This window comes from Maribacter sp. 1_MG-2023, assembly GCF_030547005.1.
Classification (GTDB): domain Bacteria; phylum Bacteroidota; class Bacteroidia; order Flavobacteriales; family Flavobacteriaceae; genus Maribacter.
Map to the genome: position 1 here is coordinate 61,130 of NZ_JAUOPN010000012.1, position 21,245 is coordinate 82,374.

The 21,245-nt window shown below is 32.8% G+C and carries 19 protein-coding genes; 10 read left to right on the forward strand and 9 right to left on the reverse strand.

What is annotated here, in order from left to right; translation table 11 throughout:
* Positions 1-123: 123 nt before the first annotated feature.
* From Q4500_RS13680 to Q4500_RS13690, 3 genes are all read right to left on the reverse strand, one after another.
* Entirely contained in the window at positions 124-909 is a 786-nt protein-coding gene (locus Q4500_RS13680; RefSeq protein WP_303600206.1) for a 5'-methylthioadenosine/adenosylhomocysteine nucleosidase, read from the reverse strand.
* Entirely contained in the window at positions 900-2,204 is a 1,305-nt protein-coding gene (locus Q4500_RS13685; protein WP_303600207.1) for an NCS2 family permease, read from the reverse strand. Before Q4500_RS13685 ends, Q4500_RS13680 begins: the two co-directional genes overlap by 10 nt.
* A gap of 153 nt (positions 2,205-2,357) precedes the next feature.
* Positions 2,358-3,101, reverse strand: coding sequence for a hypothetical protein (locus Q4500_RS13690; protein ID WP_303600208.1), 744 nt, complete (start codon positions 3,099-3,101; stop codon positions 2,358-2,360).
* A gap of 205 nt (positions 3,102-3,306) precedes the next feature.
* On the opposite strand from Q4500_RS13690, the gene Q4500_RS13695 reads away from it, so the two are divergent.
* Positions 3,307-4,038 (forward strand): nitroreductase family protein, encoded by a 732-nt coding sequence (locus Q4500_RS13695; RefSeq protein WP_368389760.1) that lies wholly within the window; start codon positions 3,307-3,309, stop codon positions 4,036-4,038.
* Positions 4,039-4,265: 227 nt separating this feature from the next.
* Here Q4500_RS13695 and hxlA read toward each other — a convergent pair whose 3' ends face one another.
* Positions 4,266-4,895 (reverse strand): 3-hexulose-6-phosphate synthase, encoded by a 630-nt coding sequence (gene hxlA / locus Q4500_RS13700; protein WP_303600209.1) that lies wholly within the window; start codon positions 4,893-4,895, stop codon positions 4,266-4,268.
* A 50-nt stretch (positions 4,896-4,945) separates the two neighbouring features.
* On the reverse strand, positions 4,946-5,530 hold the full coding sequence (gene hxlB, locus Q4500_RS13705) for a 6-phospho-3-hexuloisomerase (protein WP_303600210.1): 585 nt from the start codon (positions 5,528-5,530) through the stop codon (positions 4,946-4,948).
* Between the two features lie 226 nt (positions 5,531-5,756).
* On the opposite strand from hxlB, the gene Q4500_RS13710 reads away from it, so the two are divergent.
* The 7 genes from Q4500_RS13710 to Q4500_RS13740 all read left to right on the forward strand — a co-directional run bounded on the left by Q4500_RS13710 (position 5,757) and on the right by Q4500_RS13740 (position 14,417).
* Positions 5,757-6,599: a helix-turn-helix domain-containing protein gene (locus Q4500_RS13710; protein ID WP_303600211.1), complete on the forward strand. Its 843-nt coding sequence runs from the start codon at positions 5,757-5,759 to the stop codon at positions 6,597-6,599.
* 371 nt (positions 6,600-6,970) lie between these two features.
* A complete protein-coding gene (locus Q4500_RS13715; RefSeq protein ID WP_303600212.1) occupies positions 6,971-7,954 on the forward strand; it encodes a TRAP transporter substrate-binding protein in 984 nt (327 codons plus the stop codon).
* Positions 7,951-8,403: a TRAP transporter small permease gene (locus Q4500_RS13720; RefSeq protein ID WP_303600213.1), complete on the forward strand. Its 453-nt coding sequence runs from the start codon at positions 7,951-7,953 to the stop codon at positions 8,401-8,403. The genes Q4500_RS13715 and Q4500_RS13720 overlap by 4 nt, the downstream gene beginning before the upstream one ends.
* 10 nt (positions 8,404-8,413) lie before the next feature.
* Positions 8,414-9,691 carry a TRAP transporter large permease gene (locus Q4500_RS13725; RefSeq protein WP_303600214.1) on the forward strand — a complete coding sequence of 426 codons (1,278 nt, stop codon included), beginning with the start codon at positions 8,414-8,416 and terminating at the stop codon, positions 9,689-9,691.
* 345 nt (positions 9,692-10,036) lie between these two features.
* Positions 10,037-10,897: an RNA polymerase sigma factor RpoD/SigA gene (locus Q4500_RS13730; RefSeq protein WP_299799672.1), complete on the forward strand. Its 861-nt coding sequence runs from the start codon at positions 10,037-10,039 to the stop codon at positions 10,895-10,897.
* A 474-nt stretch (positions 10,898-11,371) separates the two neighbouring features.
* Positions 11,372-14,005, forward strand: coding sequence for a PAS domain-containing sensor histidine kinase (locus Q4500_RS13735; RefSeq protein WP_303600215.1), 2,634 nt, complete (start codon positions 11,372-11,374; stop codon positions 14,003-14,005).
* 13 nt (positions 14,006-14,018) lie between these two features.
* Positions 14,019-14,417, forward strand: coding sequence for a response regulator (locus Q4500_RS13740; protein ID WP_303600216.1), 399 nt, complete (start codon positions 14,019-14,021; stop codon positions 14,415-14,417).
* 291 nt (positions 14,418-14,708) lie between these two features.
* On the opposite strand, the gene Q4500_RS13745 is transcribed toward Q4500_RS13740, so the two are convergent.
* The 4 genes from Q4500_RS13745 to Q4500_RS13760 all read right to left on the reverse strand — a co-directional run bounded on the left by Q4500_RS13745 (position 14,709) and on the right by Q4500_RS13760 (position 19,736).
* A complete protein-coding gene (locus Q4500_RS13745) occupies positions 14,709-16,037 on the reverse strand; it encodes a DEAD/DEAH box helicase (protein WP_303600217.1) in 1,329 nt (442 codons plus the stop codon).
* A 199-nt stretch (positions 16,038-16,236) separates the two neighbouring features.
* Positions 16,237-17,277 carry a leishmanolysin-related zinc metalloendopeptidase gene (locus tag Q4500_RS13750; protein ID WP_303600218.1) on the reverse strand — a complete coding sequence of 347 codons (1,041 nt, stop codon included), beginning with the start codon at positions 17,275-17,277 and terminating at the stop codon, positions 16,237-16,239.
* A gap of 553 nt (positions 17,278-17,830) precedes the next feature.
* The gene (locus Q4500_RS13755) at positions 17,831-18,400 is read right to left on the reverse strand and encodes a hypothetical protein (protein WP_303600219.1); all 570 of its coding nucleotides are present in this window, start codon (positions 18,398-18,400) and stop codon (positions 17,831-17,833) included.
* 124 nt (positions 18,401-18,524) lie between these two features.
* Positions 18,525-19,736, reverse strand: a complete 1,212-nt coding sequence (locus Q4500_RS13760; RefSeq protein WP_303600220.1) for a patatin-like phospholipase family protein — start codon at positions 19,734-19,736, stop codon at positions 18,525-18,527.
* A gap of 245 nt (positions 19,737-19,981) precedes the next feature.
* Between Q4500_RS13760 and Q4500_RS13765 the strand changes: the two genes are divergently transcribed.
* Positions 19,982-20,566, forward strand: coding sequence for a TetR/AcrR family transcriptional regulator (locus Q4500_RS13765; RefSeq protein ID WP_303600221.1), 585 nt, complete (start codon positions 19,982-19,984; stop codon positions 20,564-20,566).
* A gap of 1 nt (position 20,567) precedes the next feature.
* Complete coding sequence (locus Q4500_RS13770) at positions 20,568-21,239, forward strand: NAD(P)H-binding protein (protein ID WP_303600222.1); 672 nt, start codon at positions 20,568-20,570, stop codon at positions 21,237-21,239.
* The last annotated feature ends 6 nt before the right edge of the window (positions 21,240-21,245 follow it).

The following is a 21,245-nucleotide window of genomic DNA, read 5'->3' on the forward strand; positions in this document are numbered from 1 at the left end:
CCATCGATATAGGTCCCAACTAATTCAAGGATGTTATTTTCCTTAAAAATTAATCGACATCTTATTTATCAAAAAAGGTCTGTTTAACTATTCAAAACATTAGAACTTACATCTTCTCTTACTTCATTCAAGTAAAGCCAAAACCATTTGGGCTGAATTTACGGCAGCTATTTCAACAAATTTATAATAATCTGTATGAGCGTTGGTATTTGCATTATCGCTACAGCTACGTATTACAATATAAGGTAGATCCAACATTGTGCAAATCTGAGCTACAGCCGCTCCTTCCATTTCAGTGGCAAGCGCATTAAAATTAGAGTATAAAGCTTTAGCCTTCATAGCATCGCTTACAAAAGTATCACCAGTAGCAATAGTACCTACATAGAATTTAGGCACTCTACCTTTAAATGCTTTTAGTTGAATAGTATTGGAGACTATTTTACTAGTATTAAGTAATGTGCTATCTACAGAAAGAAATAAAGGATTTTTAGTATTCTTAATAAGATTTCGTGTTGGCCATGTTATAAATTTATCATCCTGTAATTGCCCAAAATCATATTGAACCAAACTATCGGCAATAACAATATCACCTGGTTGTATATCTGGGTGCAATCCGCCTGCGACACCAGTAAAAATTAGCGCATTAAGTTTAAAATGTGTAGTAAGTATTGCAGTACTGTATGCCGCATTTACCTTTCCAATACCAGCCTTTAATAGAACAACTTCCTTATTTTTAAGTTTACCGGTATAGAATATAATTCCGTTTTTCTCTATTTCTTCTTTGTTTTCTAATTGCCCCTTTAGAAGTTCTATTTCCTCGTCCATCGCACCCATAATTGCAATACGTTGGGCTTTTACTCCGCATAAAGTAAATAGCATTAGAAAAATTAGATAGTGTCTTATAGCCATAGGTAAAGAATTGATAATGCATTTATAATTAATAACACTGGGTTTATTTTCGATTTTTTGCCAACAAAGAGCTTGAGTAAAGTATATATTAGAAAGCCAAAAATGATTCCTGTGGTTATGCTGTAGGTTAATGGCATTAGTATCATGGTAAAGAAAACCGGAATAGCTTCATCTGCCGTATTCCAATCAATTTTGGTTAACGGTTTCATCATAAAAGAACCTACTAAAACCAATGCAATAGAACTGGCTATACTTGGAACTATGGATAACAATGGAGAGAAGAATAGAAACGGTAAGAAAAGAATGCCAGCAGTAATTGCTGTAAGTCCCGTTTTACCACCTTCTCGAATACCAACAGCAGATTCTATATATGCAGTACCTGAGCTCGTGCCTACCAAACCTGAAAATATGGTGGTAATCGCGTCAACCATTAAAGATTTTTTTAGATTTTTTGGGTTTCCGTCTTCATCTTTATAGCCAGATGCTTCTGATAAACCTACGAATGTAGAAAGACTATCGAATAAATCTGTAAATGCAAAAACAAAGATGACTGGTAAAAATGCATATTTAATAGATCCTAATAAGTCAGCTTTAAATAATAAGCTGAAGTCTGGCATCGAGAAAACTCCTGAGTAATTAACAATAGTAGGGATACCATAATTTACAATAGAGGCGTCTCCCCACAATCTACCAATTGGCCAGGCAAGAATAGTAGTTAATAGTATACCTATAATCATAGCTCCCGTAACCCTTTTAGCTATTAATATGGCAGTAATGAGTAGTCCTACTAAAAAAGTAAGACACATAGGCTCTTTAAGTGAACCCAGACCAACTAAGGTAGCTTTGTCATCAATAATAAAACCTGCATTTTGGAAACCTATAAAAGAAATAAAAAGTCCAATACCGGCGGCAATAGCAAATCTTAGGGAGTGTGGTATGGCAAGTACAATTTTATCCCTGACTTTAAGAACGCTTAATAATAGAAATAAAATACCTGCCCAGAATACGGCACCTAAGGCAGCTTGATAGCTCAAACCTAAGCCTAATACGGCGGTATAGGTAAAAAAAGCATTTAAACCCATTCCTGGTGCGATAATAAAGGGATTCTTTGCATATAACCCCATCATAATACTACCAAAGGCACAAACTAGAACCGTTGAGGTTACCGCTGCAGAAAAGGGCATACCGGAAGCAGAAAGAATTGATGGATTTACAATAATGATATAAAATGTTGCTAAAAATGAACTAATACCTGCTAGTATTTCAGTTCGTATAAACTTACTTCTATCTTCCATGAAAATTAAAATAGTAAGAAAAGAAGCATTTTACACGTATCGTTGACGGAATCTTAGAACATTTTTCGAATCATCATTTATAACTATATATTTTAGGGATTAAAGCTATTAGTGAGTCAATAATTATTGATTTTAAAACGTACAACAGTCTATTTAACCTATGTCAGCCTTAAACCAAATATCAAGAGATGTTTCTGCTGGTCTATCATTTTGCTGTGATGGTCCACCTTGAGATCCGCCGCGACCACCGCCGCCTTGACCTCCACCGGGACCGCCCTGGCCTCCTCTACCACCACCTCCACCGCCTTGACCACCACCGCCAAAACTGATGTTTGAATCTTTATCTTTAGATTCTTTTTCCCTTTTAGGTGTTACGATACCAATGGATAGTTTAGAGAAGTTAGCGTCGCTAATTTCCTGTTTAGGAATGATTAGTTCGTACTGAAGTTCTTTGCTATCTTCATTATAATTATAAGTAATGGAAACCCCTAGTTTGTTTAAGTCTAAATGAAACTCTTGTACCAAATCTAGGTTGGTGAATTCAGCCTTTTTTGGCATTTCGGAGACCAACTTAACTAAATCAGGCCCTCTTCTTTCATCTTGGTCTAGCTCCTCTCTATTAACATTTTCTCTATCGTTTCTATTTGGGCGTTCAGGAGGTGCAATGTTAATTGGATATTGTACCGAGACATTCTTTTTTCGCTTGCCCTTAACATCAAAATACACATAAAACCCTTTATGTAACATAGTAAGCATTGTTGCTTGGTCTACAGTGCTTAATTGTACGTGAACATTTTCGTCAGCAATAAAACTGCTGTAAGTGATGTTGTCTTCTGTATTTTGCGCCTGGCTTGTTGCTAGTGCTAAAACTATCATTACTTGAAAATATAATCTCATACTTAAATACTATTGTTTATTATGGTTTCAAACTTAGCACTAATGCTAAAGCAAGATGCAAAGTTTAAGTGGCTCTACAGTAGCTCTCAGTGAACGTATCATATTTGCTGGTAAATGAATTAGATTTTCACTTTTACTAGCCGATAACTATCGTTTTAGTAATCAAAACAACTGTGCTAATTGATACTTTAAAAAAGCAATATCTTTGAGAGTAGAAAATGTAATACAAACAACACTTAAAAAAATGGCAACCGAATCTCATATATCTATAAACGGACATACGCATGTACTCTATAAAGAAAATGCCTTGTCTCAACAGGAACTTATAAAACAGAGCGAAGAATTTTATAGGCTTTTAGATGAACGAAGATCGGTAAGGGAGTATGCAGATACACCTGTGCCAAAAGAAGTGATAGAAACGTTGATTAAAACGGCTTCTACAGCACCATCAGGTGCGCATAAACAACCATGGACATTCTGTGCGGTATCTAACCCGATATTGAAAACAAAGATTAGAGAAGCCGCGGAAGCAGAAGAGAAAGAAAGCTATGAAAGTAGAATGAGCGACCGTTGGTTGAAAGATTTAGAACCGATGGGTACGAATATGTACAAACCGTTTTTAGAAGATGCCCCATGGCTTATTATCATTTTCAAAAAAGTACATAATCTAGATACTAATGGTGAAAAAGTAAAAAATTATTATGTAAACGAATCTGTGGGTATTGCTGCAGGTATGTTAATTACAGCAATACACAATGCCGGATTGGTTACACTAACACATACTCCGAGTCCGATGAACTTTCTAGCAAAGTTATTGGGTCGGCCAAGTAATGAACGCGCATTTTTACTGTTGCCAGTTGGTTACCCCAAGACACCAACCTATGTGCCGGATATTGAAAGAAAATCATTAGATGAGGTTTCTAAATTCTATGAGTAATACTTTAAGTAAAGATATTTTAAATCCTATTTAATAATAGTTTAGATAGGATTTTTTGGTTGTAATTGATTTTAGATTTTAAATATTTGATTATCTACGATTTATACACATTTTGAGATGAATTAATTTAAATCTGAAAGTATGGGTAGTTTTATAAAACAACAAATCCCCATTAAAATAATGAGGATTTGTGTTGCTGTAAAAGTGTAACTATCGTCTTCTACTACTTAAGCCATTGCCAATGCTTGTAATTCTTTGGCAGCTTTAGCAGGATCTTCTGCACCATAGATAGCTGCACCAGCTACTGCAACCGTTACGCCAGAGTTTTTAACCGCGGTAATACTGCTTAAATTAACACCGCCTGCAATCGAAACTGCCACTCCTGCTCTAGTTGCTTCATCAATTAATACTTGAATAGAGTATCCGTCTTCAGCTTGCTCATCTAAACCAGCATGCAATTCTACGAACTCAGCACCTAAAGCAATAGCTTCTTGTGCACGTTTTACTCTATCTTTTACTCCGATAGTATCTACAACTACACCTTTACCATGTGCTTTTGCTGACTTTACTGCACCTGCAATTGTTGAATCGCCAGTTGCACCTAAAACTGTTATATAATCCGCACCAGCACCGAAAGCCATGTTAGCTTCTAGTTCACCAGCATCGGCAGTTTTAAAATCAGCCAATACCAATTTATCAGGAAAAGCATCTTTCATCTTTCTAATACCTGCTAAACCTTCACTTTTAATAAGCGGTGTACCTAACTCAATTATATCTATATACGGAGCAACTTTTGTTGCTAATGCAATAGCGTCATCAATGTTTAATAAATCTATTGCTACTTGTAATCTTGCCATAATATTCTATTTAAAATGTTATTAATTTGTATCTATTTTTCTATTCGTGATTATTCCATATTCGCATGACGTTTCCATAATTCAGAAGCAGAACTACCGTCAAGATCCCAAAGCGTTTGTATTAATGCATCAAATACCAAAAGCAACGATTGTTCAAAAAGGCTACCAGCATATTGTTGAGAAACATTTTCGTCACGCTCTTGCTTTTGTGCAGCAGGTATTAATACTGTTTGTATTGATAACTCAGCCAATGGAGAACTACTATTAGTTGTAATACAGACGACATCTGCACCAACTTTCTTCGCAGTTTTTGCAGCATTTACAATACCGCCAGTTGTACCAGATCCAGAACCTGCAATTAACACATCCCCTTCTGTAATTGCTGGTGAAGTGGTTTCGCCTACTACATGAACACTATAGCCTAAGTGCATTAAACGCATAGCGGCGGCTTTCATCATTAGCCCTGTTCTACCAGCGCCCATTATAAAAATATGCTTAGCATTGGTTATAATAGGAATCAGTGCAGCTACTTCTTCATAATTTATGGCATGTACTAGTTTTATGTGCTCATTTATAATGATATTCATAGCACTTTCAACCAACTGGGTATCTTTGTTTTTAAGTAAATTTTCCATAATTACTGTGTAATTTTTTACTGCTTCATTAATTCGAGTACAAAGTTATAGCCGTACTTATCCTATTACTTATACAATTTGATAGATGTGTGGTACAATCTGCCCATAACACAAATATCAATGGTATTATTTTCTATTTTTGTGGTACATTTTGGAAATGACTGAATTATAACATGTAATAATTACTTGTTGAAAATGACTATTGAAGTGCTAAAAAGATAGAATTATGCTGAGTGATCAAGTATTATATATTAAAGATTTAGGCAACTGTCCCCCAGCCTATTTAAATGACCCTGCCAGAAGAGATTTCTATGAAATTGTATGGTTGGTTAATGAGGATGCGCTTCATGAACCACAGCATGATTTTCAAACTTTAAAAGGGGATTGGATTTATTTGATTCCCCCTCACAGGGTTCATCAATTGAATAAAGCAGGAAAAAACGGAGTGCTCATTTCCTTTAAGCAAGAATTGTTGGAAGGTGATTTAAAGGAGTTTTTGTTAGATGTTTTTAGAATTTTCAATATTCAAGGAGAGTTTTCTTGTTTACAGGTAAATGAAGAGACCAGTAAAGGATTGGCTACCGTTCTGCAATTGCTAAAAGATGATTACAATAAAGAGACTGTAAACTTAATCATGGTGAAAGCACTTTTAAAAGTTTTTTTATTGAAGTTGATTCATTTAAAAGAACAACATTTTACACTTCAAGATATTAATGAAAAGCGTGTTTATGAGTTTATGCTTTTGCTTGAAAACAATTATAAAGAAGAGCGTAATGCCAAGTTCTATGCAGAGCAATTGGGTATTAGCGCAAAACGATTGAATCAGATATTGAAAGAAAAGCTAGATAAAACCGGAGTACAATTAATTCATGATCGATTAATTCTAGAAGCCAAAAGACAGATTATACATAGTGAGAGTACGATAAAGGAAATTGCGTATAACCTAGATTTTAAAGATCACTCCTATTTTAGTCGTTTCTTTAAACAACACGCAGAACAAACTCCGCAAGAGTTTCAGAATAAAGTAAAAGAGCATGTTATCTCGCATGATAATACCTTGTATAGTTAACGTATTTCAAAGTTGTTTGTATACTTGGTTTTGCCTTTTACTTAATAATCGATATTTTAATGCTTCAAGGATTGCCAGTAAATTTTAATTTTGATTTTTACCGAATAGCTTCTTAATTCACTTAAAAGTTGATATTTTCATAACTAAGCCTAAAATTTAAAGGGTAAATAGGTATTAAGAAATACTCTTTTTACAATAAATCATCAAAACAATTACGGTTTAGGCAAGAATTATTTCAAAGTATACTTAATTCTATAGAATTAGTTATTTAACAATTTGATTATTAGAAGTGTATTTAAAAAGGAGGGCTCTATTATAGCTTTAATCTTTGTATATTGACTACTAAATAATTAAATAATTCAACCGGTTTTATGGTTTTTAAAAAGTTTCGGATTATTTTTTTTTACTGTCTTCTAATAAATTTATTAGGTTGCAGGACAACAAATCAAAACAACTTTGTTTTAAAAGCAAGTCTTTTAGTAAGCGAAGATCATTCTTGGCATAAAGCATTTATATTTTTTGGAGAACGCTTAAAAGCTGAATCTAATGGTCGTTTACAATTAGAAACTTTCCCCTCTGAACAGTTGGCTAAAGAGGTAGAAGCTATACGAATGATTCAGACGGGCGTTCTGGATATGACCACTACCAGTTCATTACTTAGTAACTGGACAGAAATTATGACATTTTGCGAGTTGCCTTTTTTATTAAAGAGTCCAGATGACGTTGAAATATTAATGAATGGACCTTTAGGTAAACGTATTTCTCAAGAAATGCAAGAAATTACAGGCTTAATACCACTTGGATATTTTCAAGCAGGTGTTCGCCAACTTACTTCTAATAGACCAATAAAACATCCAGATGATTTACAGGGATTAATTTTGAGAGTGCCCAATGTGCCATCTTTTGTAACCGCATGGGATGCCTTGGGGGCAAAAACAACTCCGATGGCATTTTCAGAAGTATTTACTTCATTACAACAAGGAACTATAGATGCACAAGAAAATCCATTAGCACTAATTAAAGTATCAGGATTTTATGAAGTTCAAAAATACGTGAACCTTACGAACCATGTAGTAAGCTGGACCTACCCAGTTATTGGAGAGAAATCATTTAATAAGCTTCCGAAAGATTTACAAAATATTTTTTTAAAAACATCAAAAGAGATGATTGATTATCATCAAACCTTATTTCTAGAAAATGAAAAGAAAATACGGAAAGAATTAGAAGCTAAAGGTATGATTTTTGTTGATGTTGACAACGAGGCATTTGTACAAAAATGTGGTACCACCATGTATGATATTCTTTCACCAGAAATGCAGATAATATATAATTCAGTTAAAGAAGATTTACCTTGAAATCACTAATTAAAACTTTTAGAAAATTGATGATATGGGGTACAATTACCAGTACTTTATTATTTATAGGGATTACATTGATTCAAATATATGGTCGGTTTTTTATGGTCAAGGCACCTTCTTGGTCAGAAGAAGCAGCAAGGGTAGCTTTTATTTATGCGATTGCTTTTGCGTCCGGTTTAGCGGTTAGGGGTTCTTATTACGTCGATTTTGGTTTCTTGGCTCAAAAACTAAAACCTCGTTTACAAAAACGGCTTACTTATTTTGTTTGGGGTGTAACTGTTATATTCATTATTCTTTTTACCTATTACGCTATAGATTTTTTAATGTTGGGATTAATAGAAAAATCGCCAAGTTTAAAATTTAAAATGGCCATATCATTTTCAGGAATAGCGATCATGGGACTTTCCATTTTAGTACATCTATTAGATCAAAAACCAAAAAATTAATATCGAACTTATGATTACAATTCTTTTTGTGGTTTTTGTTGTATGCCTCCTATTACGATTTCCAATAGCATTTTCACTTGGTATATCATGTATGGTATTTTTGATATTTAATGGGACAGATTTGATTGTAATGCCCATGAAAATGTATTCTGGTATAGATGTTTTTGTTTTGTTAAGTATACCAGGGTTTATTATAGCAGGTAATTTAATGAACCAAGGTGGGTTAACCGCAAAAATCATTAGATTCTGTAATCATTTAATAGGTCATGTTCCTGGTGGGCTTGCATTGGCAAATATTGGGTCTTCTATGCTATTTGCGGGTATTTCTGGCACAGCTATTTCAGATACTGCAAGTATAGGTTCGGTAATGATACCCGCTATGAAAAAAGAGGGTTATGATGCAGACTTTGCTTGCGCGGTTACCGCATCTTCCTCTACCGTTGGTCCAATTATACCACCAAGTGTACCAATGATTATAGCTGCAACCTTAAGTGGTCTGTCCGTTGGTAAATTGTTTTTAGCCGGTGCATTACCTGGTTTATTATTGGGTGTGGCAATGTTAATTCTTACGTATTACATTGCTAAAAAAAGAAATTATCCCAAGCACGAGCGTAGTTCTTTGAAAGAAATTTTTAGAGGATTCATAGATACCTTTTGGTCATTATTAATGACTTTTATTATTCTTTTCGGAATAATAGGAGGTGTATTTACGCCGACTGAAGCCTCAATTATAGCAGTACTTTATGCCTTTGTAGTGGGCGCATTTGTGTACAAGAAATTGAATTTTAAAAGAACTATGGCAATTATTATTGATGCCATGAAAACGTCTGCGAGTTTAATGGTCCTTATCGGTTTTGCTAACTTGTTTGGTTATATATTGGTTTCAGAAAAAGTACCTCATGAAATATCTAATATGATTTTGGGTTTTTCGGATAATAAATATGTAGTTCTTCTACTTATAAATATTCTCTTGATTCTTGTAGGTACCTTTATGGAGACGATAGCGGCATTACTTATTCTATTCCCAATTTTATTAAAAATTGCTATAAGTGTTGATGTAGATCCAATTCACTTTGCAATTATTGCACTATTGAATTTAATTATTGGTTTAACGACACCTCCTCTAGGGGTTTGTTTATTTGTAGCATCTGGTATAGGGAAAGTACCTTTAGAGAAAGTAAGCATCGCCAATTTACCTTATTTGGGTATTAGTTTCTTAGTACTTATTTTAGTTACTTTATTTCCACAAATAACCTTGTTTTTACCTGAACTTTTGATGGCTGATTAGTGTCACTCAATTGTTATTTACTTTTTAGTATTTAGAGTTTAATTCTATACACGACACATAACAAATATTACATATTGCTTTAAATTTATGAAAGTGAATTATTTTTAAAGTACACAATCATAGTTTCATCTATACCTTTAAATTTTCTGGATATCTAAATACAATAATACGTTGTTGCCTATCTATTATCAATTTGATAAAATCTTATCTATTTCAGGATAAATATTAGATTTAATTAGACGATTTTAAAAAATAATTAAAATAATAACAACAAATACTTGAATTCATTAGGATATTATTAAAAAATAGCTTAAATTATAACAACGATAAAAACAAAGACAATATATGAGGCAACTGAAGATCACTAAGCAAATTACAAACAGAGACACTAAATCATTAGAAAAGTACTTTCAAGAAATATCAAAAATTGATTTGATTACCGCAGATGAAGAAGTGGAACTAACTAGAAGAATACGCGAAGGAGATCAAAATGCCCTAAATACATTAGTAAACGCCAATCTGCGATTTGTAGTTTCTACGGCTAAACAATATCAAGGTAGCGGATTACGACTTTCAGATTTAATCAACGAAGGAAATATTGGTTTAGTGAAGGCTGCAAAACGTTTTGATGAAACCAGAGGTTTTAAGTTTATATCATATGCCGTATGGTGGATCAGACAATCAATACTATCATCGATTTCAGAACAGTCACGGATGGTACGTATTCCACTGAATAAAATTGGTGAAATCAGTAAGATAAATAAAGTATACTCTACACTAGAGCAATCTTTACAAAGACCACCAAGTACTACGGAAATAGCGAGAGAACTTGATATGAGTAGCACGCAAGTAAAACTTGCTTTAAAAAATTCAGGGAGACACTTGTCTATGGATGCCCCTTTTCAAGAAGGAGAATCATCTAATTTATATGATGTGGTTAGCTCTAAAGATGCAAACAGACCAGATGCAGGTATGATGATGGATTCACTTAAAACTGATCTTAATCAAGCGTTAAATACATTACCAAGCAGAGAAAGTGAAATAATTAAGCTCTATTATGGTATTGGTGAGAGTCACCCAAAAAGTTTAAGTGAAATTGGAGAACTTTTTGACTTAACAAGAGAGCGTGTTAGACAACTTAGAGAAAAGGCAGTACGTAAATTGCGTAACAAGTCTCAAAACGAAATGTTGAAAGCATATTTGTAGCCCCGTTACTTTACATATATCAAATAGAAAAGCCGACTTATAAAGTCGGCTTTTCTATTTGATAAAAAATTAAATGGTGATTCAATTTATTGATATTTAGTATTCTAATAATATATGAGCGAAAATTTTTCTTCTATATTGCTTGGCTGCTGCTAAATAATTTTAAAGCATAACGAAATAGTATTTTTTACTGTTTTTTAAATTATTCTTGAACAGAATTATGAACTATTGAATATTCTATTATCTAGTCCTTTCTTTTTTGCTATTATATATTAAAAAACTGAACGTGCTTTAAATCCAAGAAATAGCATTTGCTGTATTTACGGTAATTCAATATTAATTATAGTAATATTTTTCTTACAATACTAATTAGGTAATATTTAGCGTTTAAGTAACATTATTTAGTTGTTTTTCACCTTAAAACAATTTTCAATTGGTTAAAATATTTCTTAAATTCATGTTAAAATAGTTATTATGTATGTTGTCCTTTCTACTCTAATACTATTGTTGATAGTGTCTACATGTATTCTTCTTTTATTCAATTTAAGAAATAGATTAGGTTTAGCTCCACTATATATTTTACTAGGTGGCATACAATATTTTCAAATTAATATTGATTACATAGAACCATATATGATTTTGGGAGAATTTCCAGTATTTCCACAATCTATTGTATTGTTTAGTGCTATGTTATTTGCTGTTTTATTAATTTATATAAAAGAGGGTGTCGAAAGTGCTAGAATATTAATTATTGCAATTCTTATTTCAAGTGCTTTCATTATTGGTTTATTTGAAATCGCAGCTATTCAAGATTATTTTATAAGAAATACTAATAGAACTGGCGATGTAAATTTCACTTTATTTCCCAATTTAAATTTTAAAGTATTTTTCATTGGAACATTTCTGTTATTTTTTGACTTTATCTTATTAACTAGTATTTATCAATTTTTGATTTCTAAGATTGATAAAAAACATTACTTTTTAATACTTCTTTTATCACTTTGGTCCGTACTCATTTTTGATGCGTTTGCATTCCATACAGTACTTTTCTTTGGTACTTCGAAATACACAGTTGCTCTAATAGGTAATTTTATTGCAAAAACATTATCTGCAGTAATCTTTTCGTTAATACTGTTTCTTTATTTAAAGTACATAGATAAAGTTTTCGAAACCACTTCATTTATAGCCAATCAAAACCGCGAAGTCCTTTCAATTTTAAATTATAAAAAAAAATACCTTGATCTTAAAGTTGAAAAGAAAATTAGTGAGAAGAAGATTAGTGCTCAGTATGAGAAAACCTTAACCAGTATCTCTGATGGCATCACAACTTTAGATACTAATTGGTGTTATACCTACGTCAATAAACAAGCAGGGAAATTTGTGGGTAGAACCCCTGAAAGTTTGATGGGCAAACATATATGGAGCGAATTTCCAGAGGTAGTCAGCCTTCCTTTTTATAATGCCTGTTTAAACGCCTTTAAATCTCAAAAAGCACATATTTCAGTAGAATACTTTTCTTCTTATGGTAAATGGTTTGAAAATAGAATATACCCTACCCCAGATGGGTTGACTATTTATTTTACAGATATTACAGAGAAAAAAGTAATAGAAAAAGCCTTAGTTGAAAGTGAAGCTTTTAATAAAGGTATTCTATCATCGTTAACGGCTCATATTGCTGTAATCGATAAAACTGGCGAGGTTTTGGCCGTGAATAAAGCTTGGAATGATTATTCTGTAAACAATGGCGGACACAATTATGAAAGTACCTTAGTAGGAAGCAATTACATAGAAGTATGTAAGCATGGGATATCTGAAGGAGATGAATTGTCGCAAAATATATTGGATGGATTAATGTCTGTTCTCAACCAAAAGACACGACATTTTGAAATAGAATATCCATGTCATTATAAAGATGAAAAGCGTTGGTTTACAATGCATGTAGAGCCCTTTGGTACTGAATTGGATAAATTGGTTATATCACATAACAACATAACCCAACTTAAAATTACTGAAGAGAAGTTAGAACGTACAAATTTGAAATTAAAGGAAGCCCAAAGAATGGCTAAACTTGGTAATTGGGAATATAACCCTATAACCAAGGAAATCTTTTTCTCAGATGAAATTTATCAAATTTTTGAATTGGACAAAAATTCACCTCAAAATTTATATAAAAGGTATAAATCAAAATGTATTCTCGAAAATGAAAATGCTATTGATGAATTGGTATCGAATGCAATTAAAAATGAAACCGGATATACTATTGGGTACTTTATAAATTCAAATGAAATTAGCCAAAAATATATTCAGGAGGTTGGTGAAATAGTAAAAGATGAAAATAGTAATGTAATATTAAAAGGCACTATACAAGATATTACTAAAGATAAATTGATAAGTGATGAATTAACTCAAAGCAACGAAGAGTTACTTAAAATTAATACTGAATTAGATCGTTTTGTGTATAGTGCGTCTCATGATTTAAGATCTCCATTAACTTCATTACAAGGCTTAATCCAAGTTCTTGAAATGCAAATAGATACTTCTGGAAAAGTTGATAAAGAACCTATTAACTTAATGACCCAAACCATAGATAAAATGGATAAGTTCATAGCTGACATTTTAGATTATTCATTAAATACAAGAACAGAGTTAGCACATGAGAAAATTAATTTTGAATCGCTTATAAAATCTAGTTATGAAGATTTAAAATACATGGACCTCGATTACAAACCAAAGCTTACTTTGGATATAAAGCAAACTGTAGATTTTCTTTCTGACCCAAAACGCATATCAATAATATTAAATAACCTAATATCAAATGCCTTTAAATATCATGACAAGAACAAAAAAAATCATTTTCTAAATGTCTTCATTACAGTCGATGATAAAAATGTTATAATTGATATTGAAGATAACGGTATAGGTATCAAAGAAGAGTACATTGATAAAGTATTCGATATGTTTCATAGAGCTACTACGTTATCTACAGGCTCAGGAATGGGACTATATATCGTAAAAGAAACAATAGAGAAACTAAAAGGCTCTATACATATAATATCTGAATTTGAAAAAGGAACTAAATTCAGTATCATATTACCTAATTCCTTATAATAAAAAATTTGCTATGAAGTTAAAGGAGATAATGCTAGTCGATGATAATTCTATAGATAATTACGTTTCTAAAATTGTTACTGAAAAAGAAAATATTGCAGAGACCATCACTGTAAAGTCTTCAGCAATAGAAGCTTTGGAATATTTGAAAACTAAAGCCGATAATTTTCCTGAACTTATATTTTTAGACATTAAAATGCCCATTATGGATGGGTTTGGATTTTTACTTGAATTTTCAAAATTTACAGTCGATAAAAAAGCAAATTGTGCTATCGTAATGTTAAGCTCCTCTATAAGTAATGAAGATATGGAAGCAGCTAGTAATGACCAACATGTTATAGATTATTTGTCAAAACCTCTCAATAAAGATAAATTAACTAAGGTGTTGGATATACTAATTCAAAAGAAATAATATTAAAAAATTTTTTGATATTTTCTGATTTTCGAAAAGCTATCCGTAGTATAGTTTTCACAGACTTCTATTAAGAAAATTAGATAAAAAAACCACCAAATTCGTATTACTAAAAAAGTATCTATAAACCGATATTTACACGTAGTTTAGCCGCTATCTAAGCTATTTAAATACCTCTATTCATCTTCAAAACCTATTATTTAACCAAGCATCTAAAGGTTGACCACCAAAATAAACATACCAGGTTAAATAGAGTGCAGCACTATCAGGTTCTCCATAACTAATAAATCGTTATTGTTTAGAATCCTCAGATTTTGAATTTGTGGTTGCATTTTGAGCTAGGTAATTCGCTAATATTTTCTCCACTAATTCTTCTTTAGTCAAGTGATGAAAAATGGTTCTTACCTTAGTTTTGAATTCTTCAGATACTTCGCGATTAGGCTTGGTTTTAAAGATTTTTTTAGCCCAAAGCAATGTGTTGTTCTCTTCTATACTCTGTGCATCTGCCTTTTGGTATTTTGAAAAAGAAATACCTAATTCTTTTTCAAAATTAAATACTTCTGCAACTTCTTCTTTTTGTAGAATGGTTAATGAAAGTCCCTTCGCCCCTGCTCTAGCTGTTCTACCACTTCGATGAACATAGGCATCGTATGTATCAGGTAAATGATAGTTAACTACGTACCCAAGTTCTTTTACATCGATACCGCGCGCAGCTAAATCGGTAGCGACCAATATATCTATATGCCCATCTCTAAACTGACCCATTATACGATCACGAATTCCTTGAGATAAACTACCGTGCAAAGCACCTGATGAAAATTTATTTATAGCTAATTTTTTAGCCAACTTGTTTACTGCCGCTTTTGTTTTACAGAAAATGATGCCACGTTGCCTTTCTTTTGTATTTAAAAAGTGCATAAGCACATCTAATTTTTCAATAGGCTCAACTACCACATATTTATGATCAATACCTTGATGACCAAGTGTAGACATATCTGCCTCAACATGAACTACATGTTTAGACATGTAATTTTGAACCAACTGTTTAATTGCGCCAGACATGGTAGCAGTGAATAATAAAGTACGGCGAGATTTTGGAATGCCTTCAATTATAGTATCTAAATCTTCTTTCAGGGCAGTTACCATTTCATCGGCTTCGTCTAAAATTAAGTACTTTAATTTTTTAATGTCTATAGCCTCGCGTTTTACCAAATCAACTAAACGACCAGGCGTAGCTACTACAATATGAGTATCCTCTTTTAAGCGTTCTATTTGAGGTTTTATAGGTATACCACCGCATACTGAAGCAATAGATATCGCCGGACTATGTTTGGCATATGAAATTAGGTTGGCGTGTATTTGTTGTGCCAATTCTCTTGTTGGCGCTAAAATAACAGCTTGTACTGCTGTATTTTCTGTATTGATTAATTGAAGTAATGGTAAGCCAAACGCAGCTGTTTTTCCAGTTCCTGTTTTTGCTAATGCAACAAGGTCATCTTTTTTATTTAGGACAACAGGAATACATTTTTTCTGTATATCTGTAGGTACAGAAATTTGTAATTCCTTTAAACTCTGTTGAATTTCAATATTGATTCCTAAATCCGAAAATTGGCTTGACATAAAATAATTTTATGCAAAGATAGGTACAGTTTTACTGGGTAAGGGTATTAACGACAAAAGGTTATAATTAAAGTAATTAAGATTTTTTAAGAGTAATGGGTTTTAATCAGGATATAATAATAAAAAGCTTGCATCATAATTAATGATACAAGCTTTATATAAGTAATGCTACTGAGTAAAAACTAATATTAGTTAAGCATTATTTTTTAACGTTTACAAAACCTCTTAAAGGAACTAATTCTTCCATTTTAGCAATATTTAAACCTGGATTTTCAGCAGTACCTTCATCACCTAAATCACTAAGGTCAACACCTGCTGTACCACGTGGTAAGTCATAAGACTCGCCAACAGAAGCAGAACCGTAACCAAGGTCTCTCATTGACCCCGCTGTAATTCTACTTAAAGGATTTTCTCCAAGATTTAAGAATCCTGTCATTAGTTCATTATTTAGAGTAGCTTCTCTCCAATGACCCAAAGCAGTACCAGGGCCACCCATATTCTCAATAGGTAATTCATCCGTTCCACCTTCGGCATTCCAAAATACGTTTGCTTTTTTACCTGTAAAGTAAGGGTTGCTATCAGGACCAGCTCTTAGCGTTCTATCAAATCCGAAAGGAGCTGTATTCCAAAGCGTACCTATACCTAATACATGACCCATCTCATGAACGATAACTTCTTCGAACAAATCAATCTCTTCAAGGAAGTCTAAATCTTCAACATCAAAGAACATAACTCCTGTCAAAGATAGAAAGTCATCTGTTCTTACGAATTGTGGACCTGCCTGACCAAGAATGCCTCCTGGTCCATCAATAGGAGCTAACGCTACTTCAATAACCAAATCATCGATAGCATCAATATCTGGGAAACCTGCAAAAGCTGAAGGTATTGGACCAGCAACATCTGGCACATCCTTAATAATAATTCTTTCCCAGCGAGCGGCTGCAGCTTCAAATACTTCCACTTGCCTTTCCGTAGGAGGTAATAAATACTTCAATGTAATGTTGTAACGACCTTTGGTAGCATTACTTGATTTTGCCGTTTGCAAATCTGTAACTCCAAGATCATCTATAATAATAGGTGTATTAGTGGGCGCTTTTAATTTGATTTCTAAAGATTTCACTTCTTGTGTTTCTTCTACATCAGATGCCAATTTATCCTCGGTGCAAGAAGTAAATAGCATTGCGCCAAATGTACAACCTAAGGCTAAAATTTTGCCCGTTTTTTTAATCGTGTTCTTCATATCAATATAGTGTTTAATGTTAAATATTTATGTTATAGTTTAAAGATAATGTTTATGTTTTGTTAAATTTAACATAAAAAAAGCATAATAACAATTGGTAGAATATAATAAACTGACTTTATTTTTCTGCCAGCTTCTCCACCTATCCACTACTTCTTTGTACCATATATCCCCTTTAATTAGAGATAAATCATTAAAGCGCACTACTTGAGCTCTACAGGCTAATTATATAAATGTCCGGTTTTCCAGACATCGAAATATTTAATCAATGATTAAATTCCTTCATTTTTAATGAAGTCCATTGCTAACTTATACAAACAGATGAACCAATGGAATGGTTGATGTTTCAGTTTGTTCATCAATATGAATAAAAGTCGTTAAGATTATAATTTGCTAGATAAGTAATATCCTAGAAGCTACTTGCAAAAACATCATAGCAATATAGTTTGCAGTCACATCAATCTATCTATTAATGATATAAATTATCTGAAGTAGAAAACACATTAATTTTGATTTATATAACCTTTTAAATATTAGGTTTCAAATCAAATATTTAATCAATCCAACCCCACGGAGCTTCTGGTTCTTCAATTGGGTTAGTGATGTCCATTACTACTTTAAAGACTCGGTCAATGCCAAGTCTTCTTAAATTATAAGTAAAGGTAGTATCGTTTAATGTGATCCACCAAACATTGGTAGCAGCACCAGGTATCATTTTTTGAGTTGCGACATTTGCTGGAAAAAACTGAATATCTTCTTTACCCGCATTACTGGCTGTACCACCGTAAAAATTGACATCATCTTCGGTACCATCTTCATGTCTATGGTCATGCTTTAAAGTAAGAATGTCATTATCTTTAGTTATAACCCATGTTCTAGATTTATCGTCTCCTACATAAAACGGAATTTTAATTTCGTTATCACTACAAGATCTAACATGCATAACAAGTTTTTTACCACCAAAATTTTCATCTTCTTCAGGTAAAGCTAAACTACCTTCATATGCTTTACCGCAATGAGATTTTAAAGTGTTCCAAAATACTTCAGAAGGGCTAATTTCTTGAGCAATAAGTGGTAATGCAAATAAAAAAGTTATGATGTAAAGTTGCTGTTTTAGTGTCATGGTGTTGAGTTATCTAGTTTCTCAAAAATAGGCAAAAGCATTGATAAACTTTACTACAATAACTAAGCTGACTATTTTATAAAGAGTTTTAGTTCTAGGTAGGGGATTTTTAATAGGGAGATTATTAAGTAGCTTCCCAACTCCTCCACCTATCCATCCCCTCTTGATACCATTTATCACCTTTAATAAAAGATAAATTGTTATTACGTTCCACTTTAAATTCTATTGGTTGATTATATAATTGTCCGCTTTTCCAAGCATTAAAACAATTAATCAACGTTTCAATTTCCTCATCTTTGGTTAGGTCCATATCTAATTTATATAAATCTTGAACTAAAGGAATTATTGATGTTTCAGTTTGTTTATCATAATGAATTAAGGGCGATAAGCGTATAATTTGCTCGTTAAGTAATTTGTTCGTAGCTACCTGTAAAAACATCATAGCAATATAGTTGGCCGTATCTGGTGGTTGGTATAAAATAGTTTTTGCTTGGTGTAATACCGTTTCTTTAAAGAAGTTGAATTGCGGTTTCCATTTAGAGAAAGCAAATTTCTTTCTTCTAAAAATTAGTGCAATCTGTTTCCAATCCCAAAAATTTTGTTTCGCTTCAGACGACATTAATGAATTACTGGTGCCTAGAGATATAATCTGAACCGTTTTTAAGTCTACACCTAGTTTATGGGCTTCTATGATTCCGGCTAAAATAGGGTTATTGAATCCGCCTAGGGCACCATCCCATAACTCATAATATATTTCACTTTGCTTAGCTTTAAAACGTGCCGGAAAATCGAAATATTGAACAGGAGCATTAGATGAGCCGTTTATAGCTTGAGTTAATCTAACAGAATCATATCCTTCAGGATTTGTTGAAAACGATTTAAAGAATTTAGCTCTGTTATTTAATGCATCATACGTAGCAACCACTATTTTCAGTGATGCTTTGCCAATAAGATTTGGCAGCTCATCCATCTGAATTTTATCAATCTCTGGAAACAGATTTTCAAAAGCTTCCTTTTTTTTGGTAGCACTATATTTTGGTCCAAATCCTGCATTAAAAAGTCCCAAATAATCCACAGGAAAATAACGATCTTTGAAAGAGTTCTTATGAAAAATTTGCTCTCTATTTTGCTTTTCTTTAAAAAGGGAGATTGCCTTATCTAGAGTATAGTTTTCTGCAAGAGCCGCTAACACAATACTTCCGCCCGAATTGGCTATAACGAGGTCAAACTTTTTTAATATTTCGCGACCTTCAATATTACCATATCTATCTTTTAGGGTAAGTAGTTGAATAATAGCCCAGCTTCCGCCGCCATCTAACGATAGAATTTTATACATTTAGTATAGTTATTTAGAATAACAAGTTAAGAGATTCAATATAAAATTGAAAAGGACGGGGAACTACCTATATACTACTTCTTAAAGTTATAGAAATAAGAAATACCATGTTTGCAGAATGTGCTTAGTTTTTATAAGGATATTATGTTTTTTTAATTACTATTTCTGCCTTACAAATTAAAGTTCTGTTAATAAAAAAGAATGAACGTTCATTTTCTATATCTTTGTACTCTGAAATAATAAAAATGGCAGCACTTCAAAAAAGTATAGACAAACGAAACGCATTGATAAATGCCACTATAGAATTGGTAAACAATGACGGTTTTCATGCGACACCCATGAGCAAGATTGCAAAAATGGCATGTGTCTCTCCGGCGACTATATATCTCTATTTTGAAAATAAGCAAGATCTAGTGAACAAGACCTATATCGAAGTTAAGACTAGCTACACAGCCTATGCATTTGCTACTTATAATGAGACTATGTCTGTTGAAGAAGGTTTTGAAGTAATTTGGAAACGTATTGCGGAGTTTAAACTTAAAGAAAGTGCTAATGCAATGTTTCTTGCACAATGCGATAATACACCGATGATAGATGAAGAAAGCAGACAAGAGGGTATTAAGCATTTACAGCCTTTGCTCGATTTGTGGGCGCGTGGTAAAAAAGAAGGCATTATAAAGCCTTTATCAGATTATATGCTGTATGCTTATTCAATTAACCCGCTTTCTTTTCTAATGATTACGCAAATTCGCGGTTCGGTAAAAATGGATAAAGAAGAATTAGAACAAGCATATCAAGCAGCTTGGAGCAGTATTAAGGTATGTGAATAAGATGAAAAAGACGGCAATTATATTAGGGGCATCGGGTTTAACAGGTGGGTTATTATTAGAAAAACTACTTATCGATGACAGGTACGAAACGATTAAATTATTTTCTAGATCGAGAATAGAAGGGCTACCAATCAAAGTGCAACAGTACATTGGTAATCTTTTGGAGTTAGAAAAATTCAAAAATGAATTTACGGCAGATGAAGTGTATTGTTGTATAGGCACCACAGCCAAAAAGACGCCAGATAAAACAATGTATAAAAACATTGATTATGGTATACCTGTAGCTGCAGCGACATTAGCTAAAGAAAACGGTATCCCAACTTATTTAGTAGTGTCTGCAATGGGAGCCAATAAAAAAAGTAGTGTGTTCTATAACAGAACTAAGGGAGAAATGGAGCAAGATGTTGTCAACCAAGGCATTCCAAATACTTCAATACTAAGACCCTCATTAATTGGAGGTGATAGAGAAGAACAAAGGGTTTTAGAAAAAATAGGCCTGGTACTATTCAAAGTTATTCAGCCGCTATTTATTGGTACACTGAAAAAGTATAAAATTATCAATGCAGAAAGCATTGCTCAGGCAATGTTGAATTTAGCAAATACAACGAGTAATACCGATGTTATCATAACATCAAACGATATAGAACAATTAGCAAAACGTAACTTAAAATAAAAAGAT

What these genes read in the sequence shown, in the direction of transcription:
- Q4500_RS13690 (WP_303600208.1), bottom strand. Translation starts at nt 3,101, where the DNA reads ATGAGATTATATTTTCAAGTAATGATAGTTTTAGCACTAGCAACAAGC.
- Q4500_RS13745 (WP_303600217.1), bottom strand. Translation starts at nt 16,037, where the DNA reads ATGTCAAGCCAATTTTCGGATTTAGGAATCAATATTGAAATTCAACAG.
- hxlA (WP_303600209.1), bottom strand. Translation starts at nt 4,895, where the DNA reads ATGGCAAGATTACAAGTAGCAATAGATTTATTAAACATTGATGACGCT.
- hxlB (WP_303600210.1), bottom strand. Translation starts at nt 5,530, where the DNA reads ATGGAAAATTTACTTAAAAACAAAGATACCCAGTTGGTTGAAAGTGCT.
- Q4500_RS13770 (WP_303600222.1), top strand. Translation starts at nt 20,568, where the DNA reads ATGAAAAAGACGGCAATTATATTAGGGGCATCGGGTTTAACAGGTGGG.
- Q4500_RS13755 (WP_303600219.1), bottom strand. Translation starts at nt 18,400, where the DNA reads ATGACACTAAAACAGCAACTTTACATCATAACTTTTTTATTTGCATTA.
- Q4500_RS13715 (WP_303600212.1), top strand. Translation starts at nt 6,971, where the DNA reads ATGGTTTTTAAAAAGTTTCGGATTATTTTTTTTTACTGTCTTCTAATA.
- Q4500_RS13725 (WP_303600214.1), top strand. Translation starts at nt 8,414, where the DNA reads ATGATTACAATTCTTTTTGTGGTTTTTGTTGTATGCCTCCTATTACGA.
- Q4500_RS13740 (WP_303600216.1), top strand. Translation starts at nt 14,019, where the DNA reads ATGAAGTTAAAGGAGATAATGCTAGTCGATGATAATTCTATAGATAAT.
- Q4500_RS13685 (WP_303600207.1), bottom strand. Translation starts at nt 2,204, where the DNA reads ATGGAAGATAGAAGTAAGTTTATACGAACTGAAATACTAGCAGGTATT.
- Q4500_RS13765 (WP_303600221.1), top strand. Translation starts at nt 19,982, where the DNA reads ATGGCAGCACTTCAAAAAAGTATAGACAAACGAAACGCATTGATAAAT.
- Q4500_RS13710 (WP_303600211.1), top strand. Translation starts at nt 5,757, where the DNA reads ATGCTGAGTGATCAAGTATTATATATTAAAGATTTAGGCAACTGTCCC.
- Q4500_RS13750 (WP_303600218.1), bottom strand. Translation starts at nt 17,277, where the DNA reads ATGAAGAACACGATTAAAAAAACGGGCAAAATTTTAGCCTTAGGTTGT.
- Q4500_RS13730 (WP_299799672.1), top strand. Translation starts at nt 10,037, where the DNA reads ATGAGGCAACTGAAGATCACTAAGCAAATTACAAACAGAGACACTAAA.
- Q4500_RS13735 (WP_303600215.1), top strand. Translation starts at nt 11,372, where the DNA reads ATGTATGTTGTCCTTTCTACTCTAATACTATTGTTGATAGTGTCTACA.
- Q4500_RS13760 (WP_303600220.1), bottom strand. Translation starts at nt 19,736, where the DNA reads ATGTATAAAATTCTATCGTTAGATGGCGGCGGAAGCTGGGCTATTATT.
- Q4500_RS13680 (WP_303600206.1), bottom strand. Translation starts at nt 909, where the DNA reads ATGGCTATAAGACACTATCTAATTTTTCTAATGCTATTTACTTTATGC.